This window comes from Microbacterium sediminis, from assembly GCF_004564075.1.
Lineage (GTDB): Bacteria > Actinomycetota > Actinomycetes > Actinomycetales > Microbacteriaceae > Microbacterium > Microbacterium sediminis.
On sequence record NZ_CP038256.1, the window covers coordinates 1,866,778 to 1,880,888 of the forward strand.

The following is a 14,111-nucleotide window of genomic DNA, read 5'->3' on the forward strand; positions in this document are numbered from 1 at the left end:
TCCCCTTCTGATCGGCGAGCGTTCACTGTCGATCCTAACCGCGGGGCCACGGCCCCGACATGGACGCGGAGGGGGCAGGACTGCCCGTCTCACCCCAGGCAGTGCGGCCCGAGGAGCGACTTGAGGTCGCCGAACAGGTCGGCGGTGATGCGCACGGGGCGCGGCACCTCGAACACCTTGGCGGTTCCGCCGCGATGCATCTTGAGGCGCACCTCGGTGTCGCCCGCGTGGCGCTCCAGCACGTCGGCGAGCTCCTGGACGAGCCGCTCGGTGGCCCGCTGCTCGGGCAGGAGCAGGGTGAGCGGCCCCGACACGTCGGTCGCGCCGACGTCGGGCGTGAACGCCGACTGGGCGTGGATGTTCAGGCCGTCGTCGCGCCGGGACACGCGCCCGCGCACCACGAGGATCGCGTCCTGCTGCAGGATCGGCTGGAACTCCGTGTAGGTCTTGCCCATGAACATCACGGTGACCTCACCCTCGAAGTCCTCGATGGTGATCATGCCGTACGGGTTGCCGCTGGACTTCGCCACGCGGTGCTGGGCGCTGGTGACGAGTCCCGCGACCGTGACCTGATCGCCGTCGTCGATGTCTTCCGAGGCCAGCAGATCGTGGATCGTGATGCTGCGGTGCTTGGCGAGCGGCACCTCGAGGCCCGCGAGCGGATGGTCGGAGACGTAGAGGCCGAGCATCTCGCGCTCGAACGCGAGCTTGTCCTTCTTCGTGAACTCCGGCCGCTCCGGCACCTTCTGGGCGGTCTCGGGCTCGTCCCACAGGCTGTCGAAGTCGAAGCCAATGGCCCCCTGCGCCTCGTTCCGCTTGCGGTCGACCGACGCCTCGACCGCCTGCTCGTGGATCTCGAGCAGGGCGCGCCGCGTGGACCCCATCGAGTCGAAGGCGCCGGCCTTGATGAGCGACTCGACCGTGCGCTTGTTCGCCACGTGCATCGGCACGCGGTTGAGGAAGTCGTGGAAGCTCGTGTACGGACCGCTCTTGCGGGCCTCGATGATCCCGTCGACCACGTTCGATCCGACGTTGCGGATCGCGCCCAGGCCGAAGCGGATGTCGTCGCCGACGGCCGAGAAGAAGCCGATCGACTCCGACACATCGGGCTGGAGCACCTTGATGCCCATGCGGCGGCACTCGTTGAGGTACATCGCGAGCTTGTCGCGCGAGTCGCCGACGCTGGTGAGCAGCGCGGCCATGTACTCGGCGGGATAGTGCGCCTTGAGGTACGCGGTCCAGTACGACACCACGCCGTAGGCCGCCGAGTGGGCTTTGTTGAACGCGTAGTCCGAGAACGGCAGCAGGATGTCCCAGAGCGCCTTGATGGCGCCCTCGCCGAAGCCGCGCTCCTTCATGCCGTTCGAGAAGCCCTCGTACTGCTTGTCGAGCTCGGACTTCTTCTTCTTGCCCATCGCGCGGCGCAGGATGTCGGCCTGACCGAGGCTGAACCCGGCGACCTTCTGCGCGATCGCCATCACCTGCTCCTGATAGATGATCAGGCCGTAGGTCGTGTCGAGGATGTCGCGCAGGGGCTCCTCGAGCTCGGGGTGGATCGGCGTGATCTCCTGGAGCCCGTTCTTGCGCAGCGCGTAGTTCGTGTGGGAGTTCGCGCCCATCGGGCCCGGGCGGTAGAGCGCGATGACGGCCGAGATGTCCTCGAAGTTGTCGGGCTTCATGAGCCGCAGCAGCGAGCGCATCGGGCCGCCGTCGAGCTGGAACACGCCGAGCGTGTCGCCCCGGGCGAGCAGGTTGTAGGCGGCACGGTCGTCGAGCGGCAGGTGCTCGAGGTCGACCTCCTCGCCGCGGTTGGCGCGGATGTTGTCGAGCGCGTCCGAGAGGATCGTCAGGTTGCGCAGCCCGAGGAAGTCCATCTTGATGAGGCCGAGCGCCTCGCAGGCCGGGTAGTCGAACTGCGTGACGATCTGGCCGTCCTGCTCGCGGCGCATGATGGGGATGATGTCGATGAGCGGCTCGCTCGACATGATCACACCGGCCGCGTGCACGCCCCACTGGCGCTTGAGGCCCTCGAGCCCGACGGCGCGGTCGTAGACGGTCTTGGCCTCGGGGTCGGTCTCGATGAGCGCCCGGAACTCGCTGGCCTCCTTGTACCGCGGGTGCTCCGGGTTGAACATGCCGTCGAGGGGCATGTCCTTGCCCATCACGGCCGGCGGCATGGCCTTCGTCAGGCGCTCGCCCATGCTGAACGGGAAGCCGAGCACGCGGCCGGCGTCCTTGAGCGCCTGCTTGGACTTGATGGTGCCGTAGGTGACGATCTGGGCCACGCGCTCCGAGCCGTACTTGGCGGTCACGTAGTCGATCACCTCGCCGCGGCGGCGGTCGTCGAAGTCGACGTCGAAGTCGGGCATCGAGACGCGGTCGGGGTTGAGGAAGCGCTCGAAGATGAGGCCGTGCTCGAGGGGATCGAGATCGGTGATGCGCATCGCGTACGCGACCATCGAGCCCGCACCCGAGCCACGGCCGGGACCGACGCGGATGCCGTTGTCCTTGGCCCAGTTGATGAAGTCGGCCACGACGAGGAAGTAGCCCGGGAACCCCATCTGCAGGATGATGCCGGTCTCGTAGTTGGCCTGCTCGCGGACCCGGTCGGGGATGCCGTTCGGGTAGCGGTAGTGGAGGCCCTTCTCGACCTCCTTTATCAGCCAGCTCTCCTCGGTCTCGCCCTCGGGCACCGGGAACTTCGGCATGTAGTTCGCGCTCGTGTCGAACTCGACGTTGCACCGCTCCGCGATGAGCAGCGTGTTGTCGCAGGCCTCGGGGTGGTCGCGGAACAGCTGGCGCATCTCGGCGGCGGTCTTGACGTAATAGCCGTCGCCGTCGAACTTGAAGCGGTTCGGGTCGTCGAGGGTCGATCCCGACTGCACGCACAGCAGCGCCGCGTGGGCGTCGGCCTCGTGCTGGTGGGTGTAGTGCGAGTCGTTGGTCGCGACGAGCGGGATGTTCAGGTCCTTCGCCAGGCGCAGCAGATCGGTCATCACCCGGCGCTCGATGTCGAGACCGTGGTCCATGATCTCGGCGAAGTAGTTCTCCTTGCCGAAGATGTCCTGGAACTCCGCGGCCGCCGCGCGCGCCGCCTCGTACTGGCCGAGTCGCAGGCGCGTCTGGATCTCGCCCGACGGGCAGCCTGTGGTGGCGATGAGGCCCTTGCCGTAGGTCTGCAGCAGCTCGCGGTCCATGCGCGGCTTGAAGTAGTAGCCCTCGATGCTCGACAGCGAGCTGAGGCGGAAGAGGTTGTGCATCCCCTCCGTCGTCTCGCTCCACATCGTCATGTGGGTGTAGGCGCCGCCACCGGAGACGTCGTCGCTCTTCTGATCGGGGCTGCCCCACGCCACGCGCGTCTTGTCGGAGCGATGCGTGCCGGGGGTGACGTAGGCCTCGAGGCCGATGATCGGCTTGACACCGGAGGCCTGTGCGGCCTTGTAGAACTCGAAGGCCGCGAACGTGTTGCCGTGGTCGGTGACGGCGATCGCGGGCATGCCGTAATCGGCGGCCGCCTGCGTCATCGCGCTGAGCTTGGCGGCCCCGTCCAGCATGGAGTACTCGCTGTGGACATGCAGATGAACGAACGAGTCGGAGGCCATGGATCGAGTCTAGGTTCGACCTCCGACATCGGTTCCGAGCATCACCGCAGGTCGAGGCGCATGACGACCCGGGGGAAGCCGCCCGAGACCGACGTCGTGTCGGCGACGTGCGAGAAACCGGCCCGCTCGAACATCGATCGGAACCCGACGAACGCCATCGTCTGATCCACCCGCTCGCCGCGGTTGTCGACGGGATACCCCTCGATCGCCGGCGCGCCGCGCTCCCGCGCGAACGCGATCGCACCCCGCAGCAGGTGATCGAGCACGCCCTTCTTGCGGTGCCCGGGGCGCACCCGGAAGCACCACGCGCTCCACACCGGCAGGTCGTCCACGTGCGGGATCGTGCGGCTGCGGGCGAACTGCGTCGCGCTGCGCGGGGCGACGCCGGCCCACCCGACCGGCTCCTCGCCGTCGTATGCGAGCACGCCCGGCGGCAGGTCGGACTCGCACATCGCCCGCACGTACTCGGCGCGCGCCGGCCCCACCAGCTCGCGGTTGAGCTTCGAGGGAACGCGATGGCTCAGGCAGAAGCAGACGTTGGCGCCGGGATTCTTCGGTCCGACGAGCAGGCGCACGCCCTCGAAGTCGGTCGCGGCCCGCGTGGTGATCCCCATGCGCTCATCCTGGACCTCCCCGCCGACACCGGGAACCCCCGCTCACAGGCTTGGAAGCGGCGAGATCCGTCCCCAGGCGCCTGATCGCTCGCTCGCGTGCCGCGCCCGACGCGCAGTCTGGCGACACCCGTTTCGCTCGAACCGAGGGAGATCGCGCGAGGCACGACCGGATCGCCGGGATCGCCCTTGCCTCGGGCGATCTCCCTCGGCTCGGCGCCGACGTCTGGAGGCTCATCCGATGACACTTCGACAGGAACTCGCCGCTCGCGGCGGCTGGTGCCACCGATCGCAGCTGATCGAGGCCGGCTGGAGCCGGGAGCGGCTCCTCAAGGCGCGACGTCTCGAGGGCATCCCCCTGCTCCGGCGTCACTGGCTGCTGCTCCCGGAGATGCCGCCCGCGTTCCACGAGGCGGCTCGTGTCGGCGGGGTCGTGACGTGCGTCTCCGCGATCGCGCCGCACGAGCTCTGGATCCCGCCGGGCCTGGTCACAGACCAGGCGCACATCGCGGTCGCCTCGCATGCGGCCGACAGATCCGCGGCCGCGGTGACGCATCGGAGCCGACCGGTCGTCACCCGCCCGACGACCGCACTGCTCGATCCGCTCGAGAACGTGCTCGCCCACATCGCCGTGTGCCTGCCGGCCGAGGAGGCCTTCGCCGTGTGGGAGTCGGCGGTTCGCTCCGGCCTGCGGCCCGAGTACCTTCGCTCGCTCAACTGGACATCGCTGCGGGCACGACAGCTCGCGGCGTCGGTGACCACGCTGTCGGATTCGGGCGTCGAATCGACCTTCGTCTGGCGGTGCCGCCGCGCCGGGATCAGCGTCGTGCAGCAGGTGCGGATCGCAGGGCATCGGGTCGACGCACTCATCGGGCGGCGGCTCGTTGTGCAGCTCGATGGCTTCGCCTTCCACAGTGATGCCGTCCAGCGTCGACGCGACATCCGACACGACCGGGAGCTGACGGCGCTGGGCTACACGGTGCTGCGGTTCGACTATCACGACGTGATGCATGACTGGCCGAGCGTCGAGCGCGCCATCCGGCGTGCGATCGCACTCGGTCAGGCCGGTTGAGGCCGGCACCGGCCCCGCTGCTCCAGCCGAGGGGGATCGCGCGGGAATCGACCAGATCCGGGGAATCGCCCTCGCCTCGCGCGATCTCCCTCGGCTCGCGCGGCCGGCTACTCGCCGCGGAGGATGTCGAGCGCGTGCTGGAGGTCGGCGGGGTAGGCGGACTCGAACGCGACCCACTCCCCCGTGCCGGGGTGCTCGAAGCCGAGGCGATGGGCGTGGAGCCACTGCCGGGTGAGACCGAGGCGCGCCGACATCGTGGGGTCGGCGCCGTAGAGCGGGTCGCCCACACACGGGTGACGGTGGGCGGCCATGTGCACGCGGATCTGGTGGGTGCGGCCGGTCTCGAGATGGATCTCGAGCAGGGACGCCCCGGGAAAGGCCTCGATCGTCTCGTAGTGCGTCACGGAGTCCTTGCCCTCCGGCGTCACCGCGAACTTCCACGAGTGATTCGGGTGCCGCCCGATGGGGGCGTCGATCGTGCCGGCGAGCGGGTCGGGGTGCCCCTGGACGACGGCGTGGTAGACCTTGTCGACCGTGCGCTCCTTGAACGCGCGCTTGAGCAGCGTGTACGCGCGCTCGGTCTTGGCCACGACCATGAGGCCGCTCGTGCCCACGTCGAGGCGGTGAACGATCCCCTGGCGCTCCGCGGCACCGCTCGTGGCGACCGCCACGCCGGCACCCAGCAGCGCGCCGAGCACGGTCGGACCCTCCCAGCCGAGCGACGGGTGCGCGGCGACGCCCGTGGGCTTGTCGATCACGACGATGTCGTCGTCCTGATGGACGATCGCCAGCTCGGGTACCTCGACCGGGATGACCCGGGGCTCCTCCTTGGCCCGCCACTCCACGTCGATCCACGACCCGGCCGTGACCCGGTCGGACTTGCCGACCGTGACGCCGTCGAGCTGCACGCCACCGGCCTCGGCCACCTCGGCCGCGAAGGTGCGCGAGAAGCCGAGCATCTTGGCCAGCGCCGCGTCGACGCGCGAGCCGTCCAGCCCGTCGGGGACGGGAAGCCGACGCGACTCCATCAGTCGGCGTCCTTCGCGGGAGCGGCCGGAGCGGCCGGATCGGCGACGGCCGGATCGGTGTCCGCGGGACCGGCGTCCGCATCCGCCGTGGCACCGGCGTCGGCATCCGCGACCGACTCCGCTGCCACCGGCGCGTCGCGCGTGGCGCCGCGCGTGCCGTCGAGCTCGATGCCGATCACCAGGAGCAGCGCCACCGCCGCCATGCCGCCGACGATGAAGATGTCGGCGACGTTGTAGATCGCGGCATTGGGCGTCCAGAACCACATCCACGGCGTGAGGATGAAGTCGACCACGTGCCCGACCGCGAAGCCGGGCTCGCGGAAGAGCCGATCGGCGAGATTGCCGAGGACGCCACCGAGCAGCAGCCCGAGCACGACGGCCCACAGCCGCGAGCGCACGCGGGTGGCGGCCAGGAAGACGATGACGCCGGCGACGATCGCCATGGCGATCGTGAAGATCCAGGTGACGCCCTCACCCAGCGAGAACGCGGCGCCGGGGTTGAAGACGAGCACGAATTGCAGGGCCTCGCCGGCCACCGGGACGGCGACCCCGGGCTCGAGATGCTGCAGGACGAGCTGCTTGGAGAACTGGTCGGCGGCCAGCACCAGCACCGCGAGGATCGCGATGAGGGTGCCGGCCGCCGCCGTGCGAAGAGGTGCTCTGTGTCGCAAAGGGCGAGGCTCAGAGGCCGATCGCCGAGACCGGCGTCGAGGACGACGACGTGCTCGACGCGTCGAGGTCCTTCAGCTTCGTCTCGAAGTAGTTGCGCAGCTCCTGGCGGTAGTCGCGCTCGAAACCGCGCAGCTCCGTGATGCGGCCCTCGAGCGTCTTGCGCTCGTTCTCCAGGCGCGTGTGGATCTCCTGCTGCTTGCGCTCCGCCTCGGCGATGATGTCGTTCGCCTTGCCGCGCGCGTCGTTGACGAGCTTCTCGGCCTCGGCGCGACCCTCGGCGACGTGCTCGTCGTGCAGGCGCTGGGCCCGCTCGATGATGCTCACGGCGCTCGTCGCGGTGTCGGCGGGGGCGGCTGCGGCGGGAGCCTGCGTCACGGGAGCCTCAGCGGGTGCCTGGACGGCGGGGGTCTCGGCGACCGGCGCCGGCGCGGCGGTGGCGCCCGATGCCTCGAGCTCGGCGATGCGAGCCTTCAGCTGCGCGTTCTCCTCGAGCGCCTTGCGCCACTCGACGACGATCTCGTCGAGGAAGTCATCGACCTCATCCGGGTCGAAACCCTCCTTGAACCGGACGTGCTGGAACTGCTTGGTGACGACATCATCCGGGGTCAGTGCCATGGGGAGGGACCTCTTTCATCAGAGTCGGTCGGGGTGCGCCGGAGCGACTCCGGCGTTACGTATCTGTAAGCATAACCACCGATCCCTCGGGTTCGGTGGCCGGGTGTGTCACGCGGCGACGCGCTCACATGGCGGCGAAGAAGCTCGTCACCGAGAGCAGGATGATGCACACGAACATCGTGATCGCGAACGCGAAGTCGATCGCGACGCCGCCGACGCGCAGGGGCGGGATGAACCGCCGCAGGAAGCGGATCGGCGGGTCGGTGATCGTGTACACGACCTCCGCGACCACGAGCATCGCGCCCTTGGGGCGCCACTCGCGGTCGAACAGCGGGATGTAGTCGAGGATCAACCGCCCGAACAGCACGAGCATGTACAGGAGGACGAGCAGGTTGAGCAGCGTGAAGACGAGCGCGATCACCGAATGAGCCTATCCCGAGCGTCGCGCTCGTCCGGACGCCTGGAGGCGCTTACGAGGTGATCGCGTCGTCGCCGGTGATCGTGCCGTCGCCCGAGACCGCGATGTTCTCGGGGCTGAGCAGGAACACCTTGCTCGTGACGCGCTCGATGCGGCCGTACAGGCCGAGCGAGAGGCCGCTGGCGAAGTCGATGAGGCGGCGCGCGTCGGCGTCGCTCATCTGGGACAGGTTCATGATCACGGGCACGCCGTCGCGGAAGTGCTCGGCGATCGTCTGCGCGTCGCGGTACTGCTTGGGGTGCACGGTGACGATCTCGGTCACGGCGGCGGCCGCGGGCTGGCGCACCACGGCGGGACGACGGATGGGGGTCACGGGTGCCGGCACCTCCTCGTGGCGCTCACGGCGCTCCTCGCGAGCCGAGCGCGCGGGCTGCTCCTGCGCGGCTTCGGTCTCGTCGTACTCTTCCTCGTCCGCCAGGCCGAGGTAGACCATCGTCTTCTTGAGCGGGTTCGCCATGACGTCCTCCGTGGGTGCTCGTTGCTTTGAGGCTAAGCCCGGTCGGGCCGCGCTCCTGTGATTGCCGTTCCGATGCGCAGGTGTGTCGCGCCGACCGCGATCGCCTCCGCGAAATCGCCGGTCATCCCGGCCGAGAGCCAGGTGGCCTGCGGGCTCATCCGATACACGCGGTCCGCGTACCCGGCGAGGCGCTCGAACGCCTCGGCCGGCGGCTCGCCGAGGGGCGCGACCGCCATGACGCCGCGCAGGCGCAGCGAGTCCAGGCCGAGGATGTGCTCGGCCAGCGACTCGATGCCCTCCGGCGCGACGCCGCCGCGGCCGGGATCGTCGGTGAGGTTGACCTGCATGAGCACGTCCAGCACGGGGAGCTCCTCACCGGCCGCGTGAAGCGCGTCGGCGACCTTCGGCCGATCGACCGAGTGCACCACCGTCGCCGCGCGGCGCACGGCCGCGGCCTTCTTCGACTGCAGCTGGCCGATGAAGTGCCAGCGCACGCCGTCGAGGTCGGCACAGTCGTCCGCCTTGGCGGTGAGCTCCTGCTGCCGGTTCTCCCCCACGTCGCGCACGCCCAGCCCGTGCAGCTCGCGGACGAGGCTCGCGGGGTGGAACTTGGTCACGACGATGCGGGTGATGTCCGCCGGGTCCCGGCCCGCCTCGCGCGCTGCGGCGGCGATGCGCGCATCGACGTCGGCGAGGCGGGCGGCGAGATCCGTCATGCGCTTACTTGAGGAACTCGGGGATGTCGAGGTCGTCGTCGAAGGCCGTGTCGAAGCCACTGGGCTCGGGGACCGCCGCCGGCGCCACGACCGAGACGGGCTCGCGCTTGTCGTCGGTCGACTCCTCGTCGGTGGAGGCCTCCGCGCCGGTCGCGGCGGCGGCCGCGGCGGCGGGGATCGCGGGGCGTGCGGCCATGGCCGGCACCTCGAGGCGGGCCTGCGGCTCGCCGCCGTCGAAGCCGGCGGCGATGACGGTGACGCGCACCTCGTCGCCGAGGGTGTCGTCGATCACCGTTCCGAAGATGATGTTCGCCTCGGGGTGCGCGGCCTCCTTGACGAGCTGCGCGGCGTCGTTGATCTCGAAGATGCCGAGGTTCGAGCCGCCCTGGATCGACAGCAGCACGCCGTGCGCGCCCTCGATCGACGCCTCGAGCAGCGGCGACTCGACCGCGAGCTCGGCCGCCTTGATCGCGCGATCGGCTCCGCGCGCGGAGCCGATGCCCATGAGGGCCGATCCGGCGCCCTGCATGACGCTCTTGACGTCGGCGAAGTCGAGGTTGATCAGACCCGGCGTGGTGATGAGGTCGGTGATGCCCTGCACACCGGCCAGGAGCACCTGGTCGGCGGTGGCGAACGCCTCGATCATCGAGATGCCGCGGTCGCTGATCTCGAGGAGGCGGTCGTTCGGCACGACGATGAGCGTGTCGACCTCTTCCTTCAGGGTGGCCACGCCCGTCTCGGCCTGCTGCTGGCGGCGGCGCCCCTCGAAGGAGAACGGCTTGGTGACGACGCCGATGGTGAGGGCGCCGATCGACTTGGCGATGCGCGCCACGACGGGCGCGCCGCCGGTGCCCGTGCCGCCGCCCTCGCCCGCGGTGACGAAGACCATGTCGGCGCCCGCGAGCGCCTGCTCGATCTCGTCGGCGTGATCCTCGGCGGCGCGGCGGCCCACCTCGGGATCGGCGCCGGCGCCCAGGCCGCGCGTGAGCTCGCGGCCGACGTCGAGCTTGACGTCGGCGTCGCTCATGAGCAGCGCCTGCGCGTCGGTGTTGACGGCGATGAACTCGACCCCGCGCAGGCCCAGCTCGATCATGCGGTTGACGGCGTTGACACCACCGCCGCCGACGCCGACGACCTTGATCACGGCGAGGTAGTTCTGGTTCTGGCTCATGCCGGCCTCCGTTGCTGCGAACCTGGACCACACCGAGCGTGTCTCAACCTTCACGTTCAACCTGAGGGTTAAAGTATTGCCCGGTATGTATTTCCTTCACCGAAGGTAAGCGGCCGCGCGCGCAGAATCGGATTGCCCGGGGGCGTGTCGCGGTTTCCCTCGACGAATCCGATCGAACCGGTGCGACCGGCCTCAGCGGAAGACGACCGCCGACGGCGACGACACGTCGTAGACCGAGACGCCCGAGGGCGGCTGCGCGATCATCGCCTTCTCGAGCACGAGCGCCTTCATCGCGGACTGCTCGGCGGTGCCCCACACGACCTCGGTGCCCGTGGCGCCGAGGGTGAGGTGGACGTCCTGCGGGCTCGCCGCGGATGCCGCCGACACCTGGTCGTGCAGGCTCTGCGGCAGCGAGCGCAGCACCTGCCCGACCGCCGCGAACGCGGGAGAGGACGGCCCGCTCTCGACGGTGATGACCGGCTGCCCCTCGGGCTGCTCCGGCGTCGTCGAGAGGGCGACGCCGGCGGCATCGACCACCGTGAAGCCGGCGTCGGTCTGGATCACGCCCACGGGCGTGCGCTCGACGATGCGGATCACGAGCTCGTGCGGCGGGCGCGCCTCGATCGTGTAGGTCTCGATGAGGGGGAACTCGAGGAGGGCGTCCTCCACCGCGTCGTGGTCGACGAGAGGCAGCGGGGTGCCGACCTGCGGCGCCAGCGCCGCCTGCACCGCGGCCTGGTCGAGCGCCTCGGCGCCCACGATCCGCACCTCCTCGACCGCGAACAGCGGGCTGTAGGCCGCGCCCACGCTGCCGCCGATGAGCAGCACGACGGCGGCCGCTCCCCCGAGCCAGTACCAGCGGCGGCGGCGCGTACGGGCCGTGAACCGGCGGATCTCCGCCCGCAGCGCCCGGCGCCGCGCGGCCGACGCGCGCCACAGCTCCCGCCAGCCCACGCCGCGATCGCGCGGCTCGGCGACGGTCTCCGGCACCGACGCGGGGGCGTCGTCGCGCTCGAGCGGGATGACGTTGTCGGGCTCGTCGCGCGGGCGCAGCGGCAGATCGCGCTCGACCGCCGACGGCGGCGTCGGCCGCGCGGCGGGGAGGGGTCCGGGCCGCTTCATCCGGGCGTCAGTCCTCGGAGCCCTCGCCGCGCAGGGCGCCGAGCACCTGCGGGATGATCTGGTACACGTTGCCGCAGCCGAGGGTGATGACGTAGTCGCCCTCGCGCGCGACGCCGGCGGTGTACTCCGCCGCCTGCTGCCAGTCGGCGACGTAGTGCACGCGCGAGGGGTCGCGGAAGTCGTCGCTCACGAGCCGGCCGGTCACGCCGGGGATCGGGTCCTCGCGGGCGCCGTACACGTCGAGCACGACCGTGTGGTCGGCGAGCTCCTCGAGCACCCGCGCGAACTCGGCGTGCATGAGCTGCGTGCGCGAGTAGGTGTGCGGCTGGTGCAGCGCGATGATGCGGCCGTCCCCGACGACCGAGCGCGCGGCCGACAGGGCGGCGGCGACCTCGGTCGGGTGGTGGGCGTAGTCGTCGTAGACGCTCACGCCGCGCTCGGTGCCGTGCAGTTCGAACCGGCGCACGGTGCCCCCGAACGCCTCGACGGCGCGAAGCGCGGGCGCGAGCTCATAGCCGAGCTGGAGCAGCACGGCCACGGCGCCGGCGGCGTTGATCGCGTTGTGGCGGCCGGGCACCTGCAGGCGCCCCTCGGCGCGCTCGCCCGCGTGCTCGATCGCGAACGACACCGGCCCGTCCGTCACGATGTCCACGACGCGCACGGCGGCGTCGGCGGCCTCACCGAAGGTCACGACGTTCGGGTGCGTCAGCCGGGCGCCCACGCGCAGCGCGCCGGGGTCGTCGGCCGAGATGACCACGGCCTCGCGGGCGCGGTCGGCGAAGGCGACGAAGGCGTCGTCGAAGGCCTCGTGGCTGCCGTAGTGGTCGAGGTGATCGGCGTCGACGTTGGTGATGAGGGCGATCGACGTGTCGTAGAGGAGGAACGTGCCGTCGGACTCGTCGGCCTCGATCACGAACAGGTCGTCGGAGCCGACGTCGCTCGAGGCGCCGCGATCCTGGATCACGCCGCCGTTGACGAAGCTCGGGTCGGCGCCGAGGCGGCCCAGGCCGGTGACGATCATGCCCGTCGAGGTGGTCTTGCCGTGGGCGCCGGCGACCGAGACGAGGCGGCGGCCCGCGATGAGGTACTTCAGCGCCTGCGAGCGGTGCAGCAGCGTGAGGCCCCGCTCCTTCGCGGCGAGGAACTCGGGGTTCTCGGGCCAGATCGCGCCCGTGTACACCACGGTGTCGACATCGCCGAGGTGGGCCGCGTCGTGCCCGATGTGCACGGTCGCGCCGAGCGCCTCGAGGTCGCGCGTGTTCTGGCTCTCGGCGCGGTCGGAGCCCGAGACGGGCACGCCGGCGGCGAGGAACATGCGGGCGAGACCCGAGATGCCGGATCCGCCGATCCCGATGAAGTGGACGGCGCGGATCTCGCTCGGGATGGGCACGGACAGGTCGGGCTTGATCATGGCCCTTCGAGTCTAGGTTCGGCGGCCGGCACCGGGCGCCCGGCGCGCCCGTGCACGCGGCGGACTGTCAGCCGCGCGCGAGGGCCCGGTCGAGCATCGCGATGACGTGCTCTGTGCCCTCGCGGGTGCCGGTCCCGGCGGCCGCCGCGCGCATCGCGCCGAGCCGCTCGGGATCGCGCAGCAGCGGCACGACGGTGGAGCGCACGCGGTCGGGCGTGAGCTCGGCGTCGTCGATGAGGATCGCCGCGCCGGCCTCGACGTCGGCGGCCGCGTTGAGGCGCTGCTCGCCGTTGCCCACGGCGTAGGGCACGTAGATCGCGGGGATCCCGAGGGCGCTGATCTCGCTCACGGTCGAGGCGCCGGCCCGCGAGAGCACGACGTCGGCGGCCGCGAAGGCGAGGTCCATGCGGTCGAGGTAGCGCACCACCACGTAGCCGTCCGATCCCCCGCCCACCTCGGCGGCGCGCTCGCCGGCCGCGTGCAGGATCTGCCAGCCGGCGGCGACGATGTCGCTCCACGCGCCGCCGATCGCGTCGTTGATCCGCTTGGCGCCCAGCGACCCGCCGAACACGAGCAGCACCGGCCGCTCGGCGTCGAGCCCGAAGGACGCGAGCGCCTCCGCGCGCCGGGCCGCGCGATCCAGGCGCGCGATCTCGGGCCGCAGCGGCATGCCCACGACCTCGCCGCCGTTCAGCGGGGTGCCGGGGAACGCCACGCCCACGCCGGCGGCGCCGCGCGCGCCGAGCACGTTCGCCAGGCCGGGCCGGGCGTTGGCCTCGTGCACCACGTACGGCACCCGCTCGCGGCGCGCGGCCACGTACGCCGGGGCCGAGGCGTAGCCGCCCACGCCGAGCACGACGTCGACGCCGTGCTCGCGGAGGTAGCGGCGCACGGTGCGGACGGCCCTCGAGAAGCGGCCGGGGAAGCGCAGCGCGTCGCCGTTCGGGCGGCGCGGGAAGGGGACCTTGTCGACGATCAGCAGCTCGTAGCCGCGCTCGGGCACGAGCCGCGACTCCAGCCCCTCGGCGGTGCCCAGCACGAGCACGGTGTCGTCGGCGGCGCGGGCGCGCAGCCCGTCGGCGACGGCGAGCAGCGGGTTCACGTGGCCGGCGGTCCCGCCGCCGGCGAGGAGGTAGGTCGTCACCGATCCATCCTC

At 71.0% G+C, this 14,111-nt stretch carries 13 protein-coding genes; 1 reads left to right on the forward strand and 12 read right to left on the reverse strand.

The window, feature by feature from the left end; translation table 11 throughout:
* Window positions 1–89: 89 nt before the first annotated feature.
* Together dnaE and E3O41_RS08910 are read right to left on the reverse strand one after the other, a co-directional pair.
* Window positions 90–3,602: a DNA polymerase III subunit alpha gene (dnaE, locus tag E3O41_RS08905; protein WP_067027268.1), complete on the reverse strand. Its 3,513-nt coding sequence runs from the start codon at window positions 3,600–3,602 to the stop codon at window positions 90–92.
* A 41-nt stretch (window positions 3,603–3,643) separates the two neighbouring features.
* On the reverse strand, window positions 3,644–4,216 hold the full coding sequence (locus E3O41_RS08910) for a GNAT family N-acetyltransferase (protein WP_067027270.1): 573 nt from the start codon (window positions 4,214–4,216) through the stop codon (window positions 3,644–3,646).
* Between the two features lie 238 nt (window positions 4,217–4,454).
* On the opposite strand from E3O41_RS08910, the gene E3O41_RS08915 reads away from it, so the two are divergent.
* Window positions 4,455–5,285, forward strand: coding sequence for an endonuclease domain-containing protein (locus E3O41_RS08915; protein WP_083991004.1), 831 nt, complete (start codon window positions 4,455–4,457; stop codon window positions 5,283–5,285).
* 107 nt (window positions 5,286–5,392) lie between these two features.
* Here E3O41_RS08915 and E3O41_RS08920 read toward each other — a convergent pair whose 3' ends face one another.
* The 10 genes from E3O41_RS08920 to E3O41_RS08965 all read right to left on the reverse strand — a co-directional run bounded on the left by E3O41_RS08920 (window position 5,393) and on the right by E3O41_RS08965 (window position 14,099).
* The gene (locus E3O41_RS08920; protein WP_067027272.1) at window positions 5,393–6,313 is read right to left on the reverse strand and encodes an RluA family pseudouridine synthase; all 921 of its coding nucleotides are present in this window, start codon (window positions 6,311–6,313) and stop codon (window positions 5,393–5,395) included.
* Window positions 6,313–6,984: a signal peptidase II gene (gene lspA / locus E3O41_RS08925; protein ID WP_083991005.1), complete on the reverse strand. Its 672-nt coding sequence runs from the start codon at window positions 6,982–6,984 to the stop codon at window positions 6,313–6,315. Before lspA ends, E3O41_RS08920 begins: the two co-directional genes overlap by 1 nt.
* A gap of 10 nt (window positions 6,985–6,994) precedes the next feature.
* A complete protein-coding gene (locus E3O41_RS08930; protein WP_067027274.1) occupies window positions 6,995–7,600 on the reverse strand; it encodes a DivIVA domain-containing protein in 606 nt (201 codons plus the stop codon).
* A gap of 124 nt (window positions 7,601–7,724) precedes the next feature.
* Window positions 7,725–7,973: a YggT family protein gene (locus E3O41_RS08935; protein ID WP_067027412.1), complete on the reverse strand. Its 249-nt coding sequence runs from the start codon at window positions 7,971–7,973 to the stop codon at window positions 7,725–7,727.
* A 97-nt stretch (window positions 7,974–8,070) separates the two neighbouring features.
* Window positions 8,071–8,535 (reverse strand): cell division protein SepF, encoded by a 465-nt coding sequence (locus tag E3O41_RS08940; RefSeq protein ID WP_067027276.1) that lies wholly within the window; start codon window positions 8,533–8,535, stop codon window positions 8,071–8,073.
* A gap of 32 nt (window positions 8,536–8,567) precedes the next feature.
* Complete coding sequence (locus E3O41_RS08945) at window positions 8,568–9,251, reverse strand: YggS family pyridoxal phosphate-dependent enzyme (RefSeq protein ID WP_135012274.1); 684 nt, start codon at window positions 9,249–9,251, stop codon at window positions 8,568–8,570.
* Between the two features lie 4 nt (window positions 9,252–9,255).
* Window positions 9,256–10,422, reverse strand: coding sequence for a cell division protein FtsZ (gene ftsZ, locus E3O41_RS08950; RefSeq protein WP_067027280.1), 1,167 nt, complete (start codon window positions 10,420–10,422; stop codon window positions 9,256–9,258).
* A gap of 192 nt (window positions 10,423–10,614) precedes the next feature.
* On the reverse strand, window positions 10,615–11,544 hold the full coding sequence (locus E3O41_RS08955) for a cell division protein FtsQ/DivIB (RefSeq protein ID WP_067027282.1): 930 nt from the start codon (window positions 11,542–11,544) through the stop codon (window positions 10,615–10,617).
* Between the two features lie 7 nt (window positions 11,545–11,551).
* Window positions 11,552–12,955 (reverse strand): UDP-N-acetylmuramate--L-alanine ligase, encoded by a 1,404-nt coding sequence (gene murC, locus E3O41_RS08960; protein ID WP_067027285.1) that lies wholly within the window; start codon window positions 12,953–12,955, stop codon window positions 11,552–11,554.
* 67 nt (window positions 12,956–13,022) lie between these two features.
* On the reverse strand, window positions 13,023–14,099 hold the full coding sequence (locus E3O41_RS08965) for a UDP-N-acetylglucosamine--N-acetylmuramyl-(pentapeptide) pyrophosphoryl-undecaprenol N-acetylglucosamine transferase (RefSeq protein WP_067027287.1): 1,077 nt from the start codon (window positions 14,097–14,099) through the stop codon (window positions 13,023–13,025).
* Window positions 14,100–14,111 lie beyond the last annotated feature (12 nt).